Consider the following 22,050-nt stretch of genomic DNA (forward strand, 5'->3'; position numbering starts at 1 on the left):
ATGGTACTGGCTCGCGATATGTCGGACACCGAGATACTCTGGTGGCGATGAATCGCTCGTTGCACTGGTTCGTCGCGGAGTCCCCCCGGCCGCGGCGGGTCGCCACCTGGGGCGGCGCGCCCTGGCTGGCCGTCGCGACGGTGTGCCTGGGCGCCTTCCTGGGGCAGTTCGACGCGAGCGTCGTCACACTCGCGCTGCCCGCATTGCGGGACGACTTCGGCGGATCACCGGAATGGGTGTCGCTGGCCTACCTGTTGACGCTGGCCGCGTTCGTCGCGCCGATCGGCAAGTGGTCGGACCGGCGCGGGCGCAAGCTCGTCTACCTGTACGGGTTCGTGGTGTTCACCGGCGCGTCGGTGGCGTGCGCGCTGGCGCCGAGCCTGGACGTGCTGATCGCGTTCCGCGTGGTGCAGGCGCTGGGCGCGGCGATGTTGCAGGCCAACAGCGTGGCGCTGGTGGTGGCGGCCGTGCCGCGGGAGCGGATGCGCCGGGCGCTGGGCGTGCAGGCCACCGCGCAGGCGTTGGGGCTGGCGCTGGGCCCGACGGTCGGCGGGCTGCTGGTCGAGGCGTTCGGCTGGCAGTGGGTGTTCCTGGTCAACGCGCCGGTGGGCGTGCTCGCCCTGGTCGCGGGCCACTTCCTGTTGCCGCGCACGCGCGAGCGCGGCGCCGGTCCGGTCGACGGGCTCGCCGTCGTGCTGCTCGCCACGGCCACCACCGCGCTGCTGCTGGTGCTGTCGGGTGCGAGCCCGTGGCTGCTGCTGCTCGCGCTGCCCGCGGGCGCCGGCTACGCGTGGCGCGAACCGCTGGTGCGCCGGGTCAAGGGCGGCCTGCTCGGCGCGACGTGCGGCTACCTGGTGCTGTTCGGGCCGCTGGTGCTGGTGCCGTTCACGTCCGACCGCGGCCCGCTCGCGACCGGCCTGCTGCTCACCGCCTTGCCGGCGGGCTTCGCGCTGGGTGCGGCGTCGCCGTGGAAGGCGCCCCGGACCGGGGCGGCGCTGTCCACAGTGGCCTGTGCGGTCCTCGCCTGGCAGGTCGGCCCGGTCGCCCTGGTCGCGCTGGGGATCGGACTCGGCCTGTTCATCCCGGCCAACAACGCGGCCGTGCTCGGCGCGCTCCCCCGAGGTGACGCCGGATCGGGTGGCGGCCTGGTGAACCTGGCGCGGGCAATCGGCACCGCGTTCGGGGTCGCCGTCCCGCTGTTCGTCCACGCGCACTGGGGACCGAGCGTGGCATTCGGAGCACTCACCGTGATCGCTTTGCTCACCGTTTGTACGCCGATCGGGGACAAGCGTCCCCGTCCCCTGCCCCCTGGTCCCGCCGGATCAGTAACCTCGCCCCGGTGGGGCGAAGGGCTCGGGCTGGCACACACACGGGTGAGGAAGCGGTGGCGGAACGGCTGAGCTGGGTCCCCGACGACGTCGACACCGGACTGCCCAGCGCCGCGCGCCTCTACGACTACCTGCTCGGCGGCGGGCACAACTTCGCGGCCGACCGCGAGCTCGCGGAGAAGTTCCTCCGCGCCCAGCCCAACGCCCGCACGATCGCCCGCCTCAACCGCGCGTTCCTGCGCCGGGCCGTGCTGCACCTGGTCGACGCGGGCGTGCGGCAGTTCCTCGACCTGGGCTCCGGCATCCCGACCGTCGGCAACGTGCACGAGATCGCCCAGAAGGCCGCGCCCGAGTCACGCGTGGTGTACGTCGACTACGAAGACGTCGCCGTGGCGCACAGCCGGATGATCCTGGCGGACGACGAGCGGTCCACCATCCTGCAAGAGGACATGACCGACCCGGACGCGGTGCTCGCGGGCGTGCGCGCCACGGGCCTGATCGACTTCGCCGAGCCGGTCGGCGTGCTCACCGTGGGTGTGTTCCACTTCGTGCCGCCCGAACGCGACCCGGCCGGCGTGGTCGCGGCCTACCGCGACGCCGTGCCGCCCGGCAGCCACCTCGCGCTGTCCCAGTTCACCTCCGACCTGCAACCGGAGGAGATGTCCGGTGTCGTGGAGGTCATGCGCGACAGCGCGAACCCGATGTTCCCGCGCACCCACGCGGAGATCACCGCCCTGTTCGACGGCTTCGAGCTGGTCGAGCCCGGCGTGGTGCCGCTGCCGTGGTGGCGGCCCGAGCAAGGCGCCCTCGAGGAGGACGCCGACCGGGCGGGGATCTTCGCCGGGGTGGGGCGCAAGGCGTGAACGACGTGTCGCCACCCGCCAGGACGCGGCGGCAGGACATCGCACGCGAGTGGATGCGCGCGGTGTACCCCACCGCGTACGTGCCGATGTCCCCGCTCGAGATCGAGCTGTTCCTGCTCGACCTCGTGGACGTGATCGCCGACGCGGTGCAGGCCGAGCCGTTCGCCGTCGACCCGGTCGACGTGGTCGGCCACCGGCTGGTCCAGGCCCACTTCACCGGCCCGGACACGTTGCAGCGCACGGTGGGCGTGCTCGGGCACGCGCTGCTGTTCAGCCCGGAGTTGCGGGACGTGCCGCGGTTGGCGGAGAAGGTCGTCGCCATCCTCGGCAGCGTGAGCGCCGGCTTCGCCACCGCGATGCGGCTCGACGCGTTCGACCAGCAGGAGGAGATCAAGCGCGCCCTGATGGCGGCCAAGCTGCGCGCCGAACGCGTGCTCAAGGTCAGCGAGGCCAGGTTCCGCGAGGTGTTCGACTCCTCCGCGTTCGGCATCGCGATCACCGACCTGCTCGGCCGGTGCGTCGAGGTGAACCGGGCGCTGGCCGAGATGACCGGCCGCGACCGCGGCGAGCTGACCGGTCGGCGGCTGGTCGAGCTGTTCGACCCGGCGGACGCCGAGGCGATGACCCGCTCGTACCGGGCGGTCGGCGAGGGCCGGGTGGCCCGCATCCGCGAGCAGCGGCGGCTGCTGCGCGAGGACGGCGAGCCGGTGTGGGTGCACCTGGCGGTGTCGTTGCTGCGCGACGCGGACGGCGACCCCGCCTACCACGTGACCATGGTCGAGGACGTCAGCGAGCTGCACCTGTTGCAGAAGAACCTCGACTTCCAGCTGCTGCACGACTCGCTCACCGGCCTGTCCAACCGGCAGCGCTTCGCCACCCGGCTGGAGGCACTGCACGGCACGTCCCGCGCCGGGATCACGCTCTACCACCTGGGACTGGACGCGTTCTCGCTGGTGAACAACGGCCTGGGGCACGCGGTCGGCGACCGGCTGCTCACCGAGGTCGGCCGCCGGCTCGAAGCCGCGGTGGCCGACCAGGACGCGCTGGTCGCGCGGATGGGCGGCGACGAGTTCGCCATCGTGGTGGACAACTCGCCGGCCACGCCGAGCGTGCCCGCCATGGTCGACCGGATCAACGAGGCGCTGCTCCAGCCGATGGACAACGGCGTGGCGCTGTCGGCGACCATCGGCGTGGTCGACCGGCCGCCCGCCGGGTGGGACGTCGCGGAGATCCTGCGCGCGGGTGACGCCACCCTGCGCCGGGCCAAGGCCGGTGGCAAGCGGCAGTGGCAGACCTACGACAAGCACGTCGACCAGCAGGTGCGGCACCGGCAGGCGCGGGCCGCGCGGATGCCCGGCGCGCTGGCCGAACGGGAGCTGGAGGTCGAGTACCAGCCCGTGGTCGACCTGGCCGGCGGCCGCGTGCTCGGGCACGTGGCCCGGCTGCGGTGGGACGAGGTCGGGCACGACGAGTGCGTGGAGCTGGCCGAGGAGACCGGGCTGTCGCTGGCGCTGGGCCAGTGGGCGCTGCGCGAGGCCGCGGCCGACGCGGTGCCCGAGTCGTTCGGGCACCTGTACTTCGAGCTGTCGCCGATGCAGTCCCGCGACGAGGACCTGGTCCGCACGGTGAAGCGCACCGTGGAGGAGACCGGGTTGCCCGCGTCGCGGCTGCGGATCTTCCTGGACACCCGGGCCATGCTCGACGGCGTGGGCGAGGACAACGCGCAGGTGTTGCGGGACAACGGGATCGCCACCGGGCTGACCCGGTTCAACGGCGGGCAGGCCGAGCTGGCGCTGCTCGACGAGCTGCCGGTGGACGCGCTGGTGCTCGACCCGTCGGTGGTGCGGCGGCTCGCGGAGCGGCCCGAGTCGTTGCTGCACACCGCGGTCGAGCGGATGGTCGCCCTGATCCGGTCCTCCGGCGTGGCGGTGCTGGTGCCGGACCTGTCGACCGAGCACCAGGCCGCGTGGTGGGCCGGCGTCGAGGTGGACGCCGCGTTCGGCGACCACCTCGCGCCCGCCGTGCCGTCCTACGAGCTGTCCGGCACCTAGACCTGCTTGACCGCGGCCAGCAGCTTGGTCAGCGACTCCTTGGCGTCGCCGAACAGCATGGTGGTCTTGGGGTGGTAGAGCAGGCTGTTGTCCACGCCCGCGAAACCGGGTCGCATCGAGCGCTTCATGAACACCACGGCCCTCGCCCGGTCCACGTCGAAGATCGGCATGCCGTAGATCGGGCTGCTCGGCTCGTCCCGCGCGCCCGGGTTCACCACGTCGTTGGCGCCGACCACGAGCACCACGTCGACGCTGCCGATGCCGGGGTTGACGTCGTCGAGCTCCTTGAGGTGCTCGTACGGCACGTCCGCCTCGGCCAGCAGCACGTTCATGTGGCCCGGCATCCGGCCCGCGACCGGGTGGATGCCGTAGTGGACGGTGACGCCGCGCTGCTCCAACACCTGCGCCAGCTCGCGCGCCGCGTGCTGGCCCTGCGCCACGGCGAGGCCGTAGCCGGGGACGACCAGCACCGAGTGGGCGTAGCCGAGCATGATCGCCACGTCCTCGACCGTCCCGGCGCGCACGGTGCGCTGCTCGTCCGTCCGGGCGGTCGCCGCGGTCGTCTGGAACGCGCCGAACAGGATGTTGGTCAGCGGCCGGCCCATGGCCTGGGCCATCAGCCGGGTCAGGATCGTGCCGGACGCGCCGACGAGCGTGCCGGAGACGATCAGCAGCGTGTTCGCCAGCACGTAGCCGGACGCGGCCACGGCCAGGCCGGTGAACGCGTTGAGCAGCGAGATCGCGATCGGCACGTCCGCGCCGCCCACGGGCAGCACGAACAGCACGCCCAGCGCGAGGCCCGCCAGCGCCAGCAGCACCAGCAGCACGCTGTTCCCGGTCAGAACCACCGCCAGCGCGAGCACCGCGCACGCCACCGCCACGCCGATGCCCAGCAGCCGGCCCGCGGGCAGCAGCACGGGCCGGGTGGTCATGACCTCCTGGAGCTTGAGGAACGTGACCACGCTGCCGGAGAAGCTGACCGAGCCGATCAGCACGGTGAGCGCGGTGGCGGCCTGGAACAGCACCGAGCCGTGCGGCACGGCCAGGAACTCGGTCAACGCCACCAGCGCCGCCGCCGCGCCGCCCACGCCGTTGAACAGCGCGACCATCTGCGGGATGGCGGTCATCTTCACCGACCGCGCGGCCGGGATGCCCACGGCCACGCCCGCCGCCACGGCGAGCGCGATCAGCAGTCCGTTGTGGACCGCGCCGTGGACGTAGGCCGTGACGACGGCCAGCGCCATGCCCGCCGCGCCGAGCAGGTTGCCCGCGCGGGCGTGCCTCGGCGTGCTCAGGCCCTTGAGCGCCAGCACGAAGCACAGCGCGGCGACCAGGTACGCGAGCTGGACCCAGGTGGGGCTCACTCCCCCACCTCCCTGTGCCCGTTGGTCGCGCTCTTCACCGGCTTGCCCGCCTTGTGGCCCTTGAACATCTCCAGCATCCGGTCGGTCACCACGAACCCGCCGACCACGTTGACCGTGGCCAGGAAGACCGCGGCCAGGCCGAGCGCGATCTCCAGCGCGTGCTCGGCGCGGCCGGTGATGAGGATCGCGCCGACCAGGATCACGCCGTGGATCGCGTTCGCGCCGGACATCAGCGGCGTGTGCAGGATCGTGGACACCTTCGACACGACCTCGAAGCCGACGAACACGGCCAGCACGAAGATCGTCAACAGGTCGATCACGGCAGCTCCCTCGTCAGCTCGCCCGCGTGCGTGAGGCAGCACCCGGCCAGCACCTCGTCGGTGAGGTCGGGGACGACCCGGCCGTCCTCGGTCATCATCAGCAGGAGGTTGGCCACGTTGCGCGCGTAGAGCCTGCTGGCGTGCACGGGCATGCTGCTGGGCATGTTCTTCGCGCCGTAGACCAGCACGTCGCCGACCCAGGTCTGTTCGCCGGGGCTGCTGGCGGTGACGTTGCCGCCGGACTCGGCGGCCAGGTCGACCACCACCGAGCCGGGCGCCATCGCCTTGAGCATGTCGTGGGTGACCAGCACGGGCGCCTTGCGGCCCGGGACGACGGCGGTGGAGATCACCACGTCGGAGGCGGCGACCCGGTCGGCGATCAGCTCGCGCTGGCGTTCCAGGAACGTCTCCGACTGAGCCTGGGCGTACACGCCCTGCTGCGTCTCCAGGTCCAGTTCGAGGAACCGCGCGCCGAGGCTCTTGACCTCCTCCTTGGCGGCGGCGCGCACGTCGTACGCCTCGACCACCGCGCCGAGGCGGCGGGCCGTGGCGATGGCCTGCAACCCGGCCACGCCCGCGCCGAGGACGAGCACCTTGGCGGGCGGGATCGTGCCCGCCGCCGTGGTGAACATGGGCAGGAACCTGGGCAGCCGGGCGGCCGCCTCCATCACCGCGCGGTAGCCCGCCACCAGCGCCTGCGACGAGAGGGCGTCGGCGGACTGCGCCCTGGTGACCCTCGGCAGCAGGTCGAGGCTGAACGCGGTCACCTTGTTGGCCTTGAGCACCTCGATGAGCTCGGGTTCGCCGGCGGGTTGCAGGAAGCTGATCGTGATGTCGCCCTCGCGCAGGGCGGCGGCCTGCTCGGGTGTCGGTGGTTGGACGGAGACGATCACGTCGGATCGCCCGGCCGGGTGGTCGGCGATGACGTTCGCACCGGCTGCGCGGTAGGCGTCGTCGGAGGCGTGGGCGTGTCTGCCCGCTCCGGCTTGCACGTCCACCGTGAGTCCGGCACCGATCAGCGTGGTCACCGTTTCCGGTAGACCGGCTACGCGGCGCTCGGCGGGCCGCGCCTCGGCGGGTATGCCCACTCTCACGGAGAGTCACCCTAGACCGCTGAAGGTGATCTACGCCACACGTGAACTTTAACGTTGACCGTACATACGTCTTGCTGAGACCTTCAGTGGATCACCGGGCAGACGCCCTTGGTGTCGCCGGGGAAGAAGTTCGGCACCAGCTCGCGCTTGTCGTAGTAGCGGTGGAAGACGCTGGTGATGCCGCTCGACATCGGCGGCACGATCCACGTCCAGTCCGCCGGGCACGAGCGGCCCGCCGCCTCCTCCTTCTTGAGGTGCGTGAGGAACCGGTCGGACTCGGTGTGGTGGTCGGTGATCGTCACGCCCGCCCGGTTGAACGAGTGCAGCACCGCGCGGTTCAGCTCGACCAGCACGCGGTCCTTCCACAGCGTCTGCACCGACGAGGTGTCCAGCCCCATCCGCCTGCCCAGGTAGGGCAGCAGGTCGTAGCGGTCCACGTCGGCGAAGTTGCGGGCGCCGATCTCGGTGCCCATGTACCAGCCGTTGAACGGCGCGGCCGGGTAGTCGATCCCGCCGATGCGCAGCCGCATGTTGCTGATCGCGGGCACGGCGTGCCAGCGCAGGCCGAGGTCGGCCAGCCAGGGCAGCTCGGGGTGGCCGATCGGCACCTCGAGCACCGCGTCGGGCGGCAGCTCCACCAGGGCGGGCTCGGCGTCGTCCCGCTCCACGATCAGCGGCAGCACGTCGAACGGGCCGCGCCGGGCGGGCGGCCGCCAGCCCATCTCGACGGCCTTCGCGGTCAGCTCGACGTTGCGCCGGTCGCCCAGCACGCCGCCGTCCGAGCCGGGGTAGCCCGCGTACCGGATCAGCTGCTCGTTGCGGATGCGCGGCGCGGGCCTGCCGGGCTCGTCGGGGGCGAACACGCTGATCACCGGGCGGACCTTGCCGCCGTTGCCGGCGAGCTTGAGGTGCTCGACGCACTCGTCCGCGATCTCCTTGGGGTCGCGCAGGTCGCGCAGGTCGCGCACCTTGAGGCTGCGCCAGTACAACCGGCCGATGCAGCGCGCGCTGTTGCGCCACGCGACCCGTGCGCCGAACGTCAGCTCGTCGGGGGTGTGGCGGTAGGTGCCGGTGGCGGCCACCTCGGCGTGCACCTCGGCGAGGCGGTGTTCGATGGGACCGAGCTCGGGGTGCTCGGCGTGGTGCAGTCGGAGGAACTCCTCGGCCTCGGCGAGGTCGACGGTGGGGTCGGCGGGGTCGGTGGTGTCGTGCAAGGGGATGGCTTCAGCCGGACACGAGGGGACGGGGGCCATGGCGCGACACCGTAGTTGGCCTTTCGTGGTGGCCGCACCGCCGCGCCGGGCGCGGCGGGGGCGTGGGGAGAGGCTGATGGTGTCACAGCGTAAGTGCTTGATCGCGCAGAAGAGTGACCCATCCTGCGAAAACGAGTGATATTCGATCGTTATCCGCCCGCATCACGGCGGTTACTTGTGATTTACCTCACAGGTAATATTTCACCTATCGGGTGATAGCGACGGTGGCGTCCAGGCGAGGAACTTCGCCATCCCGCGCAGGGCGAGTGACGGCGGGACGGCTCGCATCGCGGCGTCGCGCACGCGCGCCAGCACCGGGTTGCGCACCCGGTGGCCCACCCGCCCGAGCATCCGCGACGCCCGCGCCATCGACTGGGTGCGCGGACGGCGTTGCCGGTCGTAGTCCGCGAGGGCGCTCGGCACGTCGTCGGCACGGGCGCACGCCGAGGCGAGCACCACGGCGTCCTCGATCGCCATGCACGCCCCTTGACCCAGGTAGGGCGTCATCGCGTGGGCCGCGTCACCGAGCAGCGCCACCCGGCCGCGCACGTAGGTCGGCAGCGGCGCGGCCAGCTCGTGGATGTCGTGCCGCAGCACGGCGTCGGGCGGCGTGGCGTCCAGCAGGTCGGGGATCGGGTCGTGCCAGCCCCCCACGAGCCGGCGCACCTCGCCCAGCTCGTCGGCCGACCGGCCGCCGGCGGGCGCGATCGTGGCCGCGTACCAGCAGACCCGGCCGTCACCCAGCGGGAGGACGCCGAACTCCGTGCCGGGGCCGAGCGTCTGGCTGATGGCGAGGTCGCGCGGGAACACGGCCGTCGTCACGCTGCGCCACGCCGTGGTGCCCGCGTACACCGGCTGGGGCAACCCTGGGAACAGCGCCTGCCGGGCCCGGCTGCGGATGCCGTCCGCCGCCACCACCAGGTCGGCGTCCAGGTCGTCCAGCGACGTCACCTCGGTGTCGGTGACCAGGCACGCCGGCGGCAGCGCCGAGCGCAGCACCCGGTGCAGGTCGGCCCGGTGCACGGCGACCACCCGGTCCTCGTGCGACGCGTCGACGCGCGTCAGCGCCCGCCCCCTCGGGTCGAGGATCCCGCCGGCCACGCGGGGCGTGCCGATCCGCCGCACGTCGTCGGCCAGCCCGAGCGCCGCCAAGGCCCGCATCGCGTTCGGCATCACGCCGACGCCCGCGCCGACCTCCCCGAACTCCTGCGCGCGCTCCAGCACCGCGACTTCCCACCCGACCTGCCGCAACGCCACCGCCGCCGTGACGCCGCCGAGGCCACCGCCCACCACGATCGCCTTCATCCCCGACTCCTTCTACACCTGTAGAGGCCCGTACTCTACAGGTGTAGAAGGAGGACGCACCGTGACGGAGCGCATGGCGGCCCTCGCCGACGCGGCCATCCACGTGGTCGCCACCAAGGGCATGCGCGGCCTGACCCACCGCGCGGTGGACGCGCAGGCGGGCGTGCCCACCGGCTCGACCTCGGCCTACTTCCGCACCCGCAAGGCGCTCGTGGAGGCCGTCGTGCAGCGGCTCGCCGACCTCGACGACGCCGAGGTGGCGGAGGCGAGGCTGCACGTCCCGCTCGACCCCGACCTGCTCGCCGAGGCGATCGCGCACGTGCTGGACCGGTGGATGACCACCGGGCGCGAGCGCACGCTGGCCCGGTACGCGTGCCTGCTGGAGGCCACCCACCACCACGAGCTGCGCGGCATCCTGGCCCACGGCGAACGGCCGCGCGCGCAGGCGCGGGAGCTGCTGTCGGCGTTGGGCGCGCGGGACCCGGAGCGGCAGAGCCGGGAGCTGGTGGCGTTCGTGGACGGCCTGGTGTTCGACCGGCTGGTCGGTGCCGGCGCGCTCGGCGCACCCGCGCCCGGGACGCCGGAGAGCGTGTCCGAGCTGACCACCGCGATCCGCGCGGCACTGCGCGGCGTGCTGGGAAAATGAGTCGCGCCCGCCGCTAGTGTTGGTCGCATGTGGATGTTCCGGGTCCTCTACCTCTGAGTGAAGGCAGCCGTCCACCCCCACGCGTGCCGCGTGACGGGGTTCTCGAGCCGTCCCTTCACTCATCGCGGAGATTCCCGTGTCCCACATCGCTTTCTTCAACATCCCCGGCCACGGCCACGTCAACCCGACGCTGCCCGTCGTCACCGAACTGGTGAACCGGGGCCACCGGGTCAGCTACGCCGTCGACCCCGGTTTCGCGGACGTCGTCGAGCGGGCCGGTGCCAAGCCGGTCGTCCACCCCACGACCCTGCCCTCCGACGACCAGCGGTGGCCGACCGAACTGGCACCGGCCATGCACCTGTTCCTGGCCGAGGCCAAGGTGGTGCTGCCGGTGCTGGAGGCCGCGTACGACGACGACCGGCCGGACGTCGTCGTCTACGACATCGGCGCGTGGACCGCGCGCCTGTTGGCGGGTCGGTGGGGCGTGCCGGCCGTCCAGTTCTCCCCCACCTTCGTCACCTACGAGGGTTGGGAGGAGGAGATGGGCGCCATGGTCGACCAGCCCGAGGTGCGCGCGTTCTACGAGGAGCTGGACGAGTGGTTGGCCGCGGAGGGCGTGGCGATCCCCGGCCCGGCCTACGTCGCCGACCCGGACCGGGCGGTGGTGAGCATCGCGCGGTCGTTCCAGCCCAACGAGGCGTCCGTGCACCCGAAGTACGCGTTCGTGGGACCGTGCCTGAACGACCGGTCGTCGTTCCAGGGCACGTGGGAGCGTCCCGCGGACGACCGGCCGGTGCTGCTGATCTCGCTCGGGTCGGCCTACACCGACGAGCCGGAGGTCTACCGGCGGTGCTTCGAGGCGTTCGGCGACCTCGACTGGCACGTGGTGATGAGCATCGGCAAGCACGTCGACCCGGCCGAGCTGGGCGAGCCGCCGGCCAACGTGGAGTTGCACCGGTGGGTGCCGCAGCTGGAGATCCTGTCGCACGCCAAGGTGTTCATCACGCACTGCGGCATGGGCGGCACCATGGAAGGGCTCTACCACGGCGTGCCGATGGTCGGGCTGCCCGCGCTCGGCGAGCAGGCCATGAACGCGATGCGCCTGGTCGACCTCGGCGTCGGCAGGCACTTCCAACGGGACGAGGTCACCGCCGCGGACCTGCGCGCCGCCGTGCTGGAGCTGGCCGACGACCCGAAGGTGGCCCGGCGGCTGGCCGCGATCAAGGCCGCGATCCGGGCGGCGGGCGGCACGGCCGCGGCGGCCGACGTGATCGAAGCCGAGCTGAGGTAGCGCGAAGGGGGCGGTGCGAGCCCGCACCGCCCCCCGTCTACGCGGATCGCTCGGAGCTGCCCAACCGGGGGAACGGGTCGGTGGAGAACACGACCTCCACCGGCACCTCGAAGTACTGGGCGATGCGCAACGCCAAGTACAGGCTGGGGCTGTACTCGCCCCGTTCGAGGTAGCCCACGGTCTGGTAGTGGATGCCCAACGCCTCGGAGAGCTGCCGGCGTGACACACCCCGTTCCGCGCGCAGCATCGCGATCCGGTTGTAGACGCTTTCGCTCATCGCACCCTCTGCAACGCCGCCTGCCGGCGCTGCTCCATATCCGATCCGGACTCCCGGCGAGCCATCCGACGCAGGATCGTAGGCGCAACCAGGAACCCGACCACCGCCCACACCCCGAGCACGCCCGTCATCTCCAGGATCCGCCAGGAGCCGCCGAGCTCCGCGGCCGCCGCCGCGTCCGGCAGCAGCGCCGCCCTGGCCCCGTGCCCCGCCCAGTACACCGGGAACACCTGCGCCACGCCCTGCAACCAGCCGGGCAGCGCGGTGATCGGGTAGAAGATGCCCGAGATCGCGATGATGCCCATCATCGGCAGCATGGTCATGCCCATCGCGCCGCCGGGGCTCTTGGTGATCGACCCGGCGACCGCACCCCAGGGCAGCATCGACACCATGCCCAGGGCCAGCACGGCGACCAGGCCGAGCACGCCGCCCACGCCCGCGTCCGCCGGCACGTTCACCAGGAGCAGGCCCGGCACCAGCACGACCAGCAGGCCGGTCAGGGAGTCCAGCGACGTCTGCACGGTCCGGCCGACCACGTAGCCGAGCATCCCGTGCGGCACCGCCTTGGCGCGCAGCAGCGTGCCGTCCTCCCGGTTGATCGAGAGCTGGCCCGCGGGCCCGACCAGGCTGCCGAACACGATCCCCATGCCGAGCAGGCTGGGCAGGGTCAGCGCGGCGAGCGTGAGGCCGGAGCCCTCGACCGGCGAGTCGCGCTGGAACCACAGCACGGTCAGCGCGGCGAGCCCGGTGAACAGGTTGTAGAGCTGGTCCGAGCTGCCCATGGAGTGGCGGAACTCGCGCACGCCGCGGTCCACGCCGAGCCGGATCGCCTGCGCCTTGGTGTTCACCGCAGCGCCACCTCCTCCTCTTCCGCCTGGCCGGTCTCGTGCCGCTGCACGAGTGCCATGTAGGTGTCCTCCAACGTGCTGCGGCGCACCTCCAGCTCGGAGACGCCCGTCGCGTGCTGGCGGAACAGGTCGCGCACGAACGCCGTCGCGTCGTCGGTCGTGTGCACGTGCCGCAGGCCGTCGTGCGTCCAGCGGACCTCGGACTTGCCCGCGACCTGGCGGCTGAGCTGGTCGGGGCTGCCGTCGGCGATGATCCGGCCGCCCGCGAGCACCAGGATCCGGTCGGCCAGCTTCTCCGCCTCGGCCAGGTCGTGCGTGGTGAGCAGGATCGTCATGCCCTCCAGGTCGGACAGCCGGTGCACCAGGTCGTGGAAGTCGCGGCGCGCGTGCGGGTCGAACCCGGCCGTCGGCTCGTCGAGGAAGAGCAGGTCCGGCTTGCCGACGATGCCGATCGCCACGTCCAGCCGCCGCCGCTGGCCGCCGGACAGGCTGCTGATCTTCTTGTGCGCGTGCCCGGTCAAGCCGACGGTCTCGATCAGCTCGTCGGTGTCGAACGGCCGCACCTGCCGCGACGTGCTGTAGGGCGCGTAGTAGCGGCCGAGGTGGTGCAACAGCTCGCGCACCTTCCAGCGACCGTGGTCGCGCCACGACTGCAACACCACGCCGAGCCGGGCCCGCCACGCCTCGTCGCCCGAGGCGGGGTCGACGCCCAGCACCCGGACGTGGCCGTCGGAGGGCAGCCGGAAACCCTCCAGGATCTCGATCGTCGTGGTCTTCCCCGCGCCGTTGGGCCCGAGCAGGGCGACCACCTCGCCCGCGTCCGCGGTGAAGTCGACCCCGTGCAGCACGTCCGTCGTGCCGTAGCGCATCCGCAGGTCGCGCACCTCGATGACCAAGGACCCTCACCTCCCCCTTGTCAGAGTTCTCGGTCAGTTTGTAGCACACCTGCTATCAGGCGTACTACAGCCGTTCCCTTACGGCTTATTTACTTCATGGGTTCGTGAATCTTCTGTATGTTGCGAAGGAGGTTTCTTAACGCACTGGGAGGTGTGCGAGATGACCGAAACGCTGTACTCCGAGCTGCCCACGCAACGCACCACGGCCTTCGACCCGCCCGCGGAGTTGGGGTTGCTCCGCGAACGGGCCCCGATCAGCCGGATGAGGTTCCCCGACGGCCACCTGGGCTGGCTCGTGACGAGCTACGAGCTCGCCCGGGAGGTGCACGCGGACCGGCGGTTCAGCAGCCGGGCCGAGCTCCAGCACTCGCCGCGCACGGTGGGGGGCAAGCCGGTGACGCAACGGCCGCCGGCCAAGCCGGGCATGTTCATCGCCATGGACGCGCCCGACCACACCCGCTACCGCAAGCTGCTGACCGGGCAGTTCACCGTGCGGCGGATGAACCAGCTGATGCCGCGCATCGAGCAGATCGTGGCCGAGCACCTGGCCGGGCTGCGCGCGTCCGGGTCGCCCGCGGACCTGGTGGCCGGCTTCGCGCTGCCGGTGCCGTCCATGGTGATCTGCGAGCTGCTGGGGGTGCCGTACGACGAGCGGGAGTCGTTCCAGCGGGACACCGCCAAGCTGTTGAGCCTGGACTCCACGATGGAGGAGGTCATGGCGGCGTTCGAGCGGCTGGAGGAGTTCGTGCTCCAGCTGACGCGGCGCAAGCACGTCGAGCCGGGTGACGACATGCTGTCCGGGCTGGTCGCCACCGGCGAGCTGACCGACTCCGAAGTGGCCAACATGGGGCTGCTGCTGCTCGTCGCGGGTCACGAGACCACGGCGAACATGCTCGGCCTGGGCACGTTGCTGCTGTTGCAGCGGCCCGACCAGTTGGCGGCGCTGCGGGCCGACCCGTCGTTGATGGACAACGCGGTCGAGGAGATGATGCGGTACCTGAGCATCATCCAGTTCGGCACGCTGCGCACCGCGCTGGAGGACGTCGAGGTCGGCGGCGTGGTGGTGAAGGCCGGTGAGTCGGTCTCGATCTCCGTGTCGGCCGCCAACCGCGACCCGGCGCGGTTCGAGCGGCCGGACGAGTTCGACGTCCGGCGGCCCGCGTCCGGGCACCTGGGGTTCGGCCACGGCGTGCACCAGTGCCTGGGCCAGCAGCTGGCGCGGATCGAGATGAGGGTCGGGTTCAGCGCGTTGTTCCGGGAGTTCCCGGACCTGCGGCTGGCGGTGCCCGCGGAGGATGTCAAACTGCGCACCGACATGGCGATCTACGGGGTGCACGAACTGCCGGTGGAGTTCTCGTGAAGGTCGAAGTCGATCCGGACCGGTGCGTGGGGTCGGGCATGTGCGCGTTGACCGACCCGGCGGTGTTCGACCAGGACGAGGTGGACGGGACGGTCGTGCTGCTGGAGCCGTCCCCGACGGGCGGGCACGAGAAGGCGGCGCGTGAAGCGGCGCACCTGTGCCCGGCCGGCGCGATCCGCGTCGTGGAGTAGGCGGAGGGGTTGCCGGGGCCGTCCACGGGCGGTCCCGGCGGCTCACAGCGCCAGGTGCACGCGCAGGGCCTCGTCGAGCTGCTTGAGCACCGCGGGCGGCAGGCCGCCGATCCTGGCGCGGAGCCTGGCCGCGGCGACCGTGCGCACCTGCTCGGCCTGGGCCTTCGAGTCCGCGCCGAGCCCGCAGTCCTTGGCGGGCAGCAGCACCTGGAACGGGTACACCTTCGCGGTGTTTGAGGTGATGGGGACCACGGTCACCACACCCCGGCCGCCCCGTCCGGCGGCCCGGTTCGCCGCGTCGTTGCTCACGACCACGGCCGGGCGGATCTTGTTCGCCTCGGCGCCCCGCGCCGGCTCCAGGTCCACCCAGTAGATGTCACCTCGCCGCATCGTGGACACCGTCTGGTGCGGTCACGTCCCACATGTCGGCGTCCCCTCCGGCTTCCCACTCTTCCCACGCGCTCGCGTAGGCGTTCTCCAGACCCGCCTCGCGGAGCAACGTGATCGCCTGGTGGATCACCGACGATCGCGAGGCGCTCCGGTGTTGCCGCAGGTAGCGATCAACGAACTCTACGTCCTCCTCGGGGAGGCTCACACTGATTTTCATACCACCGATGCTACCTCCGGTCCTACCAGGTAGGAACCGCCGGGGCACGACGTCAGCCCACCTCGATCCCGTGGATGGCGGGGACCACGTTCTCACCGATCACGCGCAGCATGTCGTCGTAGTCGGTGAACGTGTCGATGCGCAGGATGATGCCGGCAGCCCGCCTCGACGAACTCGCGCAGGTGCTCGACCAGGCCCTTCTCCGTGCCGCCGTAGTAGTTCTGGTAGTTCGACATGGTGGCCTGCGGCAGCTGGTAGTACCGCGTCGTGTAGCCGTTGAGCGCCGCCTCGCCGGACGCGGTGTCCTGACCGATGTTCACGTTGATGTACATCGTCGGGAGGATGTCGTCGGGGTTGCGGCCGAAGTTCACCCCGTGCTCGCGGATCTGGCCCGGCGAGTGGCGGTAGCCCTCCGCGTCGATGTGCACCGGCATTTGAGGTCGCCGTCGCGGCCTTCCCACACGGTCTCGAACGCCCGGACCATCTCGTCGACGCGGGCGATCCGCTCGGTGTAGGTCATCCGTTGTTCACGGGCAGCGGCTCACCCATGCCCAGGCCCATCTTCAGCCGCCCGTCGCTGAGCTGGTCCAGCGTCGTGATCGCGTGCGCCAGCGAACTTCGGCTCGCGCAGCACGGCCGTCAGCGCCGCCGTGCCGATGGTCACGTGCCCGGTCACCATCGCGATCGCGCCCAGCAGTGCCAGCGGCTCCGGGCGGGGCCGGGTGACGAACGAGTCGCCCACCCACACCGAGTCGAACCCCAGCTCCTCCACCTTCTTCGCCAAACCGATCAGCGGGGCCGCCGCGTCGGTCGGGATTGTTGTCGTGCCTTGATTCGACCCCGTTGTTACGCCTTCTCGGGGGCGGGGACGGCGGCGGGTGCGGGCGGCGCGGCGACGGCGGCGGCCGGTGCGGCCCCGGGACGTCGCTTGGGCATCGCGAGACCGATCAGCATGCCGACGAACGCCAGGACGGCGACGGCGGTCATCGAGGCCGAGAAGCCCTCGCTGAACTCCGTGGCCGTGGCGTACCCGCCGACGGCGCCGAAGACGGCGACCGACACCGAGGTGCCGAACACGCCACCGAACATGCGCAGCATCATGAAGACACCGGACGCCTGGCCGATCTGCTGCGGCTGCACCGCGCTGACGACCGTCTTCTGCGCGGCGGGCATCGCCGCGGTGATGCCGACCGAGCCGATCACCAGCGCGGGCAGGATCTGCAGGTAGGGCGTGTCGGCATCGATGGCGATGGCGATCCACGCCATGCTGACCGCCTGCAGGAACAGGCCGCCGACGACGAACTTGCGCTCGCCGACCTTGTCGACCAGCCGGCCCGCGATCGGCGCGCACACCATCAGCGTGCCGGTCCACGGCATCAGCATCAGGCCCGCGACCAGCGGACCGTGCCCCTTGACGAGCTGGAAGTACTGCGCGAGGAAGAACATCGTGCCGTACAGCGAGGCGAACACCAGGAAGTTCGCCGGGTTGGCGGTGGCGAACGCGCGCAGCTTGAACAGCGCCATCGGCACCATCGGCCGCGGCGTGCGCTTCTCGTAGAACACGAACGCGACCATCAGCACGACGCCGATCACGATCGACGCGATGACCTCGGCACTGCCCCAGCCGGCCGCGTTGCCGCGCACCAGCGCCCAGATGATGCCGAACGCGCCCAACGTCACCAGGGCGAGGCCGCCCAGGTCGAGCTTGTTGTTCGGGCCGGTGCTCTCGTCGACCTTGCGGCCGGCGAGCGCGACCGCGACGATGCCGATCGGCAGGTTCAGCCAGAAGATCCACTGCCAGGCCAGGCCCTGCGCGATCGCGCCGCCGATGAACGGGCCGCTGAACGTGGCCAGACCCGTGAGGCCGAGGTAGAGGCCCATCGCCTTGCCGCGCGTCTGCGGCGGGAAGACCGCGCTGATCAACGTGAGCGACAACGGCAGCACCATTGCCGCGCCCGCGCCTTGGAATGCTCGGGAGATGATCAGGAAGACGATGTTCGGGGCCAGCGCACAGGCCGCCGACGCGACCGTGAACAGCGCCAGACCGGTGTTGAACATCTTGCGCCGACCGAACCGGTCACCCAGTGCCGCGCCGGTCAGCAGCAATACCGCGAACGTCAGGTTGTACGCGTTGACAACCCATTCGAGCTGTTCGATGGACGCCGTCAGATCCGCGCGGATCGTGCTCAGCGTGGTAGTCACGACCAGGCTGTCCAGGGCCATCATGAACGATGCCAGTGAGGCGAGCCCCAATGTCCATGCCTGCTTGGACGTCATCCGTCCTGTTTCGGTGTTCACCGTTCTCCTTCGGTTCACTTCGTCGATAAAAGTGCAGGCAGGGGCCGTGGGCGAACGCCACCGCCGTGCCGTTTCATGCCAGGCATGACCGTCGCAGGAATGTCCTGGACGTGCTGTCGGAACAATTGCGCATCGGACTCGCGGTCAGCCGCCGCCGGTTCAGGCGCGCAGCGAACGTGGAAGTCCGAAGATGGGGAGCAGAGAGTTGTCGTGGAATCTGGTGAGGCCGGTGATCCGGGCTCCGGTCAGGGTCAGCACCAGCACGCCGTGGGCGTGCAGGATCGGCGTCCGCGGGTCGCGCAGGTAGCAGCCGAAGGCCGGTTGGCCGTTGGCGCGGGTGGGGATCAGCACGTGCCGCATCCCGTCGCGCAGCGCCACGGTGGCTAGGAAGCGGCGGATGACGTCCAATCCCTGGTATTCCAGCGGCAGGGGCGGCATGGTGAGCCGCGCGTCGTTGGTCAGCAGGTGCACGATCGCGTCGACGTCACCGGCTTGGAAGGCACGGGTGAAATCGTCCACGATGCGGCGTTCCTGCGGTGAGTTCGGCAGCGGCGCGCTTTCCCAGTCGGGGCCCGGCAGTTCCTGTGCGAGCGCTCCCCGGGCCCTTTTCAACGCGCTGGTGACCGCGTTCTCGGTGGTGTCGAGGATGGTGGCGACTTCGGCGGCCCGGAAACCCAGCACGTCCCGCAGCACCAGCACCGCCCGCTGCTTGGGCGGCAATTGCTGCAAGGCGGTCAGGAAGGCCAGCGACACGGATTCCCGGACTTCGTACCGCGCTTCCGGCCCCGGCAGGTGGTCGGCGATCTCGTCGAGCAGCGCGTCGGGGTACGGCTCCAGCCAGCTCGGCTCCGCGCGGCGGTGAGATGGCTCGGGCAACGGGACCTCCGGTTGGTAGGCCGCATAGTCGTTCGGACGACGGGTGCCGGCCCGCAGCGCGTTGAGACAGCGGTTGGTGGCGATTCGGTAGAGCCACGTCCGCACCGACGCCCGCTCCTCGTACCCGCCGATCCCGCGCCACGCCGCCAGCAACGTCTCCTGCAACAGGTCCTCGGCGTCCTGCACCGACCCGAGGATGCGGTAGCAGTGGACCTGCAACTCCCGCCGATAGGGCTCCACGAGCCCCCGGAACGCCTCCCCGTCCCCACCACGCGCCAACCCGAGCAGGTCGTCGGCCGAACGCCGGGCGGCACGTGCCGAGGCGTCGGTTCCGCTGGCCGGCGGGATCCCTCGCATGGTGGCTCCTTCTCCTCCTGTGGTCGCCGCCGCGAGCCCGTCGAAACAGGGGCGGAGGTGGCGTTGGGCGGTGGTGCGGCAGGTTCCGACGTGCGACCCGGCCGGGGTGGGTCGTGGTCGGCCTGAACGTGCTCTCGAAGGGATGGACACCACCGACCTGGAAAACTGGTCGCTCCTCACCCAACTTCTCCGCCAACCACCTCAACCACCGCCGTGACCAGCAAGAACCCCACCAACCCGACTCCGCCCCGAACCCCCCACCGGGCGACAGGCAGGCTTCGCCGGGGCACGGCGAACCGTCCGGCTTCCAGGTGGGGGCGACCGCGGGGTCGTGATCCGTCGCCGAGGGCCCGCGTCCGCCCCATTCATGGACGACCCGCGGGCCGGACGATCGGCAGTTGCGCACCGTCCAGCGTTTCCGCTGGTCAAGTGGTAGGGCGGGTGGGGTTCGAACCCACGACCTGACGGATTATGAGTCCGCTGCTCTGACCGGCTGAGCTACCGCCCCCTGACGTGCGGTTCCGGAGGGTACAGAGGGGAGTTCCCCCGCGTCTCGACAACCCGGGTGGCGTGACCAAGCTGTGCACTGGCGGACTACGGGGCTCCGAGGTCGGCGGGGCGGTAGCCCGTGGGGTAGCCCGGGTAGGTGCGGTTCTTCGGGTCGTTGGTCAGGCGTGGGGTCCGGCGGGGTGGGAGGAGGCGGACCGCGTGGGCGCGCAGGCGCAGGGCGCTGTCGGCGGCGCGGGACAGCCAGCGGGGTTGGGGTGGGAAGCCGAAGGCGGTCAGCATCGGGACGTCCAGCATGGCCAGCACGGCCTTGGCGGTGAGGGCGCGGGGTGCCGGGTACCAGGAGCAGAACAGGTCCAGCGTGTACTGGCCGATCGCGCGGTTGGTGTCGCTGTAGGTGAAGTTGGTGTCCTCGTACTCGCGCTTGAACGCCCGGTATGCCTCATAGGTCGGCGGGAGGGCCTTGATGCCCATCCGGACGCCCACGGCGGAGTAGAAGTGAAACGCGGCCAGCCGCTCGTGGTCGGTCAACGGACGCCAGCCGTACTTCGTGATCCACTCGATCGGGTCGAAGATGAACGTCGACAGCACGTACCGCATGTCGTCGTTCGAGATGTCGTAGCGCCCGTGCAGCCGGTTGACCACCCGCAGCGCCTCACGGCCCCGCGGCGAGTCGTAGCCGTGTTCCACCAGCTCCGCCATCAGCAACGCGGTGTCGTCGTACCGCTTCTGCGGCCGGTGCTCGAACTCGCCCGTCTTCGCCAGCAACGCCGAGATCGACGGCACGCAGTAGGTCCGGAACAAGGCGAACTCCAGCGACCGCACGTAGTCCCACGGGAACTCGTACCCGGACGAGATGCGCAGGATCTCGACGTGGTCGCGCTCGGGGTCCAGCGACGTGATCCGGCGACGGTTGGCGAAGCGGTCGGCCATGCGGCCCAGCCTGCCCGAAGAAACCTGCCCGGAGGGAGTGACATTCGGGTGACTCGCGGGTACCCCGGCCCCATGAGACGACAAGACCCCAGGCCGACCGGCCTGGGGCTGCCATCGCGCTCCCCCTACTGGATTCGAACCAGTAACCCTTCGATTAACAGTCGAATGCTCTGCCATTGAGCTAAGGGGGATTGTTCTGTTGTGGGCCGGACCTCGCGGCCCGACGGGACGTAACTCTAGCGCATCCTCAACAGTGCTCGCGCACACCCCCCTCCTCATGGGGTAGGAAGGGGTGTGACCAGGCACGATCTTCAGGAGAGGACCACCTCATGAAGGGCATCCTGCTCGGCGCCGCCATCGGCTACGTCCTGGGGGCGCGCGCCGGACGTCAGCGCTACGACCAGATCGTGCGCGCCTACCGCTCCTTGGCCGACCACCCGGCCGTCCAGGGCGCGGCGGGCATCGTGCGGGCCAAGGTGGGCGAGAAGACCGGCTTCCGCCGGAGCCAGCACCAGCCCAACGCCAACGGTTACCGGCGCGACCCCGTGATCCCCCGCGCCAACTGACCGACCGCACGCCACGCCGAGGCCGCCCCGAACCACCAGGGGCGGCCTCGGCGTACTGCTACGGCACGCGGGCCACGGCGAACACCCGGCGGAACGGGAACCACGTCGTGCCGTCCGCCCGCCGCGGGTACGCCTCGCGCAGCAGCGGGGCCAACTGCGCCCGGAACGCGGCCCACCCGCCGTCGTCCAACGCCGCGCGGATCGGCCGCAGCGCCGTGCCGGTGATCCACTCCAGCACGGCGTCCTCCCCCTCCAGCCGCTGGAGGTACGTCGTCTCCCACGCGTCCACCGCGCAGCCGTCGAGCACTTCCGCGTACCCCTGCGAGTCCAGCACGGGCGACGGCCGCAGCAGCCCGCGCAGCGCTGGCCACGACGCGTCCACCAACGACCGCACCAGCTCGTGCGACGGCCCGGAGAAGTTGCCCGGCACCTGCATCGCCAGCCACGCGCCGGACGGCAGCGCCCGCACCCACTCGCGCAACAGGTCCTCGTGCCCCGGCACCCACTGCAACACCGCGTTGGTCACCACCACGTCGGTGTCCGGCGCAGGCTGCCACGACGCCACGTCGCCCACCCTGGCGTCGACCCCGCGCTCCCGTGCCGCCGTGACCATCTCCGGCGAGGAGTCCAACGCCTCCACCACCGCGTCGGGCCACCGCCGGCCCAACGTCACGGTGAGGTTGCCCGAACCGCACCCCAGGTCCACCACCCGCCGCGGCGACGTGGCCGCGACCCGTGCCACCAGCTCGTGGAACGGCCGCGACCGGTGGTCGGCGAACGCCAGGTACTTGCCCGGATCCCACATGCGCACACCCCAAG

Annotated in this window: 23 protein-coding genes, 2 tRNA genes and 1 pseudogene; 8 read left to right on the top strand and 18 right to left on the bottom strand. The window is 71.2% G+C overall.

Features of this window, described 5'->3' with window-relative positions; genetic code table 11:
- Nucleotides 1-47: 47 nt before the first annotated feature.
- The 3 genes from LZG04_RS23810 to LZG04_RS23820 are packed head-to-tail and all read left to right on the top strand — an operon-like array spanning nucleotide 48 to nucleotide 4,242.
- Nucleotides 48-1,400: an MFS transporter gene (locus tag LZG04_RS23810; protein ID WP_233820239.1), complete on the top strand. Its 1,353-nt coding sequence runs from the start codon at nucleotides 48-50 to the stop codon at nucleotides 1,398-1,400.
- Nucleotides 1,385-2,191 carry an SAM-dependent methyltransferase gene (locus LZG04_RS23815; RefSeq protein ID WP_233820240.1) on the top strand — a complete coding sequence of 269 codons (807 nt, stop codon included), beginning with the start codon at nucleotides 1,385-1,387 and terminating at the stop codon, nucleotides 2,189-2,191. Before LZG04_RS23810 ends, LZG04_RS23815 begins: the two co-directional genes overlap by 16 nt.
- Nucleotides 2,188-4,242 carry an EAL domain-containing protein gene (locus tag LZG04_RS23820; RefSeq protein WP_233820241.1) on the top strand — a complete coding sequence of 685 codons (2,055 nt, stop codon included), beginning with the start codon at nucleotides 2,188-2,190 and terminating at the stop codon, nucleotides 4,240-4,242. The genes LZG04_RS23815 and LZG04_RS23820 overlap by 4 nt, the downstream gene beginning before the upstream one ends.
- On the opposite strand, the gene LZG04_RS23825 is transcribed toward LZG04_RS23820, so the two are convergent.
- From LZG04_RS23825 to LZG04_RS23845, 5 genes are all read right to left on the bottom strand, one after another.
- Nucleotides 4,239-5,606, bottom strand: coding sequence for an NAD(P)(+) transhydrogenase (Re/Si-specific) subunit beta (locus tag LZG04_RS23825; RefSeq protein WP_233820245.1), 1,368 nt, complete (start codon nucleotides 5,604-5,606; stop codon nucleotides 4,239-4,241). The two genes, LZG04_RS23820 and LZG04_RS23825, sit on opposite strands and share 4 nt — an antisense overlap.
- Complete coding sequence (locus LZG04_RS23830) at nucleotides 5,603-5,965, bottom strand: NAD(P) transhydrogenase subunit alpha (protein WP_233820425.1); 363 nt, start codon at nucleotides 5,963-5,965, stop codon at nucleotides 5,603-5,605. The genes LZG04_RS23825 and LZG04_RS23830 overlap by 4 nt, the downstream gene beginning before the upstream one ends.
- Nucleotides 5,923-7,020 carry a Re/Si-specific NAD(P)(+) transhydrogenase subunit alpha gene (locus LZG04_RS23835; protein ID WP_233820254.1) on the bottom strand — a complete coding sequence of 366 codons (1,098 nt, stop codon included), beginning with the start codon at nucleotides 7,018-7,020 and terminating at the stop codon, nucleotides 5,923-5,925. Before LZG04_RS23835 ends, LZG04_RS23830 begins: the two co-directional genes overlap by 43 nt.
- Nucleotides 7,021-7,103: 83 nt before the next feature.
- Nucleotides 7,104-8,273: a nitric oxide synthase oxygenase gene (locus tag LZG04_RS23840; protein ID WP_233820255.1), complete on the bottom strand. Its 1,170-nt coding sequence runs from the start codon at nucleotides 8,271-8,273 to the stop codon at nucleotides 7,104-7,106.
- Between the two features lie 201 nt (nucleotides 8,274-8,474).
- Complete coding sequence (locus LZG04_RS23845; protein ID WP_233820256.1) at nucleotides 8,475-9,578, bottom strand: FAD-dependent monooxygenase; 1,104 nt, start codon at nucleotides 9,576-9,578, stop codon at nucleotides 8,475-8,477.
- Between the two features lie 61 nt (nucleotides 9,579-9,639).
- Between LZG04_RS23845 and LZG04_RS23850 the strand changes: the two genes are divergently transcribed.
- Together LZG04_RS23850 and LZG04_RS23855 are read left to right on the top strand one after the other, a co-directional pair.
- The gene (locus tag LZG04_RS23850) at nucleotides 9,640-10,224 is read left to right on the top strand and encodes a TetR/AcrR family transcriptional regulator (protein WP_233820258.1); all 585 of its coding nucleotides are present in this window, start codon (nucleotides 9,640-9,642) and stop codon (nucleotides 10,222-10,224) included.
- A gap of 121 nt (nucleotides 10,225-10,345) precedes the next feature.
- Complete coding sequence (locus LZG04_RS23855) at nucleotides 10,346-11,515, top strand: macrolide family glycosyltransferase (RefSeq protein ID WP_374202869.1); 1,170 nt, start codon at nucleotides 10,346-10,348, stop codon at nucleotides 11,513-11,515.
- Between the two features lie 37 nt (nucleotides 11,516-11,552).
- On the opposite strand, the gene LZG04_RS23860 is transcribed toward LZG04_RS23855, so the two are convergent.
- Genes LZG04_RS23860 through LZG04_RS23870 form a run of 3 tightly spaced genes read right to left on the bottom strand, consistent with a single transcriptional unit; the run spans nucleotide 11,553 to nucleotide 13,509 of the window.
- The gene (locus LZG04_RS23860) at nucleotides 11,553-11,792 is read right to left on the bottom strand and encodes a helix-turn-helix transcriptional regulator (protein WP_033437276.1); all 240 of its coding nucleotides are present in this window, start codon (nucleotides 11,790-11,792) and stop codon (nucleotides 11,553-11,555) included.
- Nucleotides 11,789-12,640, bottom strand: a complete 852-nt coding sequence (locus tag LZG04_RS23865) for an ABC transporter permease (RefSeq protein WP_233820260.1) — start codon at nucleotides 12,638-12,640, stop codon at nucleotides 11,789-11,791. The genes LZG04_RS23860 and LZG04_RS23865 overlap by 4 nt, the downstream gene beginning before the upstream one ends.
- The gene (locus LZG04_RS23870; protein ID WP_233820427.1) at nucleotides 12,637-13,509 is read right to left on the bottom strand and encodes an ABC transporter ATP-binding protein; all 873 of its coding nucleotides are present in this window, start codon (nucleotides 13,507-13,509) and stop codon (nucleotides 12,637-12,639) included. The genes LZG04_RS23865 and LZG04_RS23870 overlap by 4 nt, the downstream gene beginning before the upstream one ends.
- Before the next feature lie 187 nt (nucleotides 13,510-13,696).
- On the opposite strand from LZG04_RS23870, the gene LZG04_RS23875 reads away from it, so the two are divergent.
- Together LZG04_RS23875 and LZG04_RS23880 are read left to right on the top strand one after the other, a co-directional pair.
- Nucleotides 13,697-14,896 carry a cytochrome P450 gene (locus LZG04_RS23875; RefSeq protein WP_233820261.1) on the top strand — a complete coding sequence of 400 codons (1,200 nt, stop codon included), beginning with the start codon at nucleotides 13,697-13,699 and terminating at the stop codon, nucleotides 14,894-14,896.
- Nucleotides 14,893-15,087 (top strand): ferredoxin, encoded by a 195-nt coding sequence (locus LZG04_RS23880; RefSeq protein WP_233820262.1) that lies wholly within the window; start codon nucleotides 14,893-14,895, stop codon nucleotides 15,085-15,087. Before LZG04_RS23875 ends, LZG04_RS23880 begins: the two co-directional genes overlap by 4 nt.
- 42 nt (nucleotides 15,088-15,129) lie before the next feature.
- On the opposite strand, the gene LZG04_RS23885 is transcribed toward LZG04_RS23880, so the two are convergent.
- The 9 genes and pseudogenes from LZG04_RS23885 to LZG04_RS23925 all read right to left on the bottom strand — a co-directional run bounded on the left by LZG04_RS23885 (nucleotide 15,130) and on the right by LZG04_RS23925 (nucleotide 20,856).
- Nucleotides 15,130-15,477, bottom strand: a complete 348-nt coding sequence (locus tag LZG04_RS23885; protein WP_233820264.1) for a type II toxin-antitoxin system PemK/MazF family toxin — start codon at nucleotides 15,475-15,477, stop codon at nucleotides 15,130-15,132.
- Nucleotides 15,464-15,694 (bottom strand): ribbon-helix-helix domain-containing protein, encoded by a 231-nt coding sequence (locus LZG04_RS23890; protein WP_073886438.1) that lies wholly within the window; start codon nucleotides 15,692-15,694, stop codon nucleotides 15,464-15,466. Before LZG04_RS23890 ends, LZG04_RS23885 begins: the two co-directional genes overlap by 14 nt.
- Nucleotides 15,695-15,786: 92 nt before the next feature.
- Entirely contained in the window at nucleotides 15,787-16,128 is a 342-nt protein-coding gene (locus tag LZG04_RS23895; RefSeq protein WP_233820267.1) for a hypothetical protein, read from the bottom strand.
- A gap of 107 nt (nucleotides 16,129-16,235) precedes the next feature.
- Nucleotides 16,236-16,517 (bottom strand): annotated as a pseudogene (locus tag LZG04_RS23900) (LLM class flavin-dependent oxidoreductase); the annotation flags it as partial.
- Between the two features lie 23 nt (nucleotides 16,518-16,540).
- Nucleotides 16,541-17,992: an MFS transporter gene (locus LZG04_RS23905; protein ID WP_233820271.1), complete on the bottom strand. Its 1,452-nt coding sequence runs from the start codon at nucleotides 17,990-17,992 to the stop codon at nucleotides 16,541-16,543.
- Between the two features lie 159 nt (nucleotides 17,993-18,151).
- On the bottom strand, nucleotides 18,152-19,225 hold the full coding sequence (locus LZG04_RS23910; RefSeq protein WP_233820273.1) for a sigma-70 family RNA polymerase sigma factor: 1,074 nt from the start codon (nucleotides 19,223-19,225) through the stop codon (nucleotides 18,152-18,154).
- Between the two features lie 430 nt (nucleotides 19,226-19,655).
- A tRNA-Ile gene (locus LZG04_RS23915) sits at nucleotides 19,656-19,733 on the bottom strand.
- Between the two features lie 86 nt (nucleotides 19,734-19,819).
- Nucleotides 19,820-20,665: an oxygenase MpaB family protein gene (locus tag LZG04_RS23920; RefSeq protein WP_233820274.1), complete on the bottom strand. Its 846-nt coding sequence runs from the start codon at nucleotides 20,663-20,665 to the stop codon at nucleotides 19,820-19,822.
- 119 nt (nucleotides 20,666-20,784) lie between these two features.
- Nucleotides 20,785-20,856, bottom strand: a tRNA-Asn gene (locus tag LZG04_RS23925).
- A gap of 138 nt (nucleotides 20,857-20,994) precedes the next feature.
- On the opposite strand from LZG04_RS23925, the gene LZG04_RS23930 reads away from it, so the two are divergent.
- Nucleotides 20,995-21,231, top strand: a complete 237-nt coding sequence (locus LZG04_RS23930; RefSeq protein WP_233820276.1) for a hypothetical protein — start codon at nucleotides 20,995-20,997, stop codon at nucleotides 21,229-21,231.
- Between the two features lie 58 nt (nucleotides 21,232-21,289).
- Here the strand turns inward: LZG04_RS23930 and LZG04_RS23935 are convergent, their stop codons facing one another.
- Nucleotides 21,290-22,036 (bottom strand): trans-aconitate 2-methyltransferase, encoded by a 747-nt coding sequence (locus LZG04_RS23935; protein WP_233820278.1) that lies wholly within the window; start codon nucleotides 22,034-22,036, stop codon nucleotides 21,290-21,292.
- Nucleotides 22,037-22,050 lie beyond the last annotated feature (14 nt).

This window comes from Saccharothrix sp. S26 (assembly GCF_021390395.1).
Taxonomy (GTDB): domain Bacteria; phylum Actinomycetota; class Actinomycetes; order Mycobacteriales; family Pseudonocardiaceae; genus Actinosynnema.

Excerpts from the sequence above, each read along its gene's own strand:
- LZG04_RS23920 (WP_233820274.1), bottom strand. The coding sequence starts at position 20,665 with ATGGCCGACCGCTTCGCCAACCGTCGCCGGATCACGTCGCTGGACCCC.
- LZG04_RS23810 (WP_233820239.1), top strand. The coding sequence starts at position 48 with ATGAATCGCTCGTTGCACTGGTTCGTCGCGGAGTCCCCCCGGCCGCGG.
- LZG04_RS23860 (WP_033437276.1), bottom strand. The coding sequence starts at position 11,792 with ATGAGCGAAAGCGTCTACAACCGGATCGCGATGCTGCGCGCGGAACGG.
- LZG04_RS23890 (WP_073886438.1), bottom strand. The coding sequence starts at position 15,694 with ATGAAAATCAGTGTGAGCCTCCCCGAGGAGGACGTAGAGTTCGTTGAT.
- LZG04_RS23870 (WP_233820427.1), bottom strand. The coding sequence starts at position 13,509 with ATGCGCTACGGCACGACGGACGTGCTGCACGGGGTCGACTTCACCGCG.
- LZG04_RS23895 (WP_233820267.1), bottom strand. The coding sequence starts at position 16,128 with ATGCCGGTGCACATCGACGCGGAGGGCTACCGCCACTCGCCGGGCCAG.
- LZG04_RS23885 (WP_233820264.1), bottom strand. The coding sequence starts at position 15,477 with ATGCGGCGAGGTGACATCTACTGGGTGGACCTGGAGCCGGCGCGGGGC.
- LZG04_RS23840 (WP_233820255.1), bottom strand. The coding sequence starts at position 8,273 with ATGGCCCCCGTCCCCTCGTGTCCGGCTGAAGCCATCCCCTTGCACGAC.
- LZG04_RS23875 (WP_233820261.1), top strand. The coding sequence starts at position 13,697 with ATGACCGAAACGCTGTACTCCGAGCTGCCCACGCAACGCACCACGGCC.
- LZG04_RS23845 (WP_233820256.1), bottom strand. The coding sequence starts at position 9,578 with ATGAAGGCGATCGTGGTGGGCGGTGGCCTCGGCGGCGTCACGGCGGCG.
- LZG04_RS23910 (WP_233820273.1), bottom strand. The coding sequence starts at position 19,225 with ATGCGAGGGATCCCGCCGGCCAGCGGAACCGACGCCTCGGCACGTGCC.
- LZG04_RS23935 (WP_233820278.1), bottom strand. The coding sequence starts at position 22,036 with ATGTGGGATCCGGGCAAGTACCTGGCGTTCGCCGACCACCGGTCGCGG.
- LZG04_RS23930 (WP_233820276.1), top strand. The coding sequence starts at position 20,995 with ATGAAGGGCATCCTGCTCGGCGCCGCCATCGGCTACGTCCTGGGGGCG.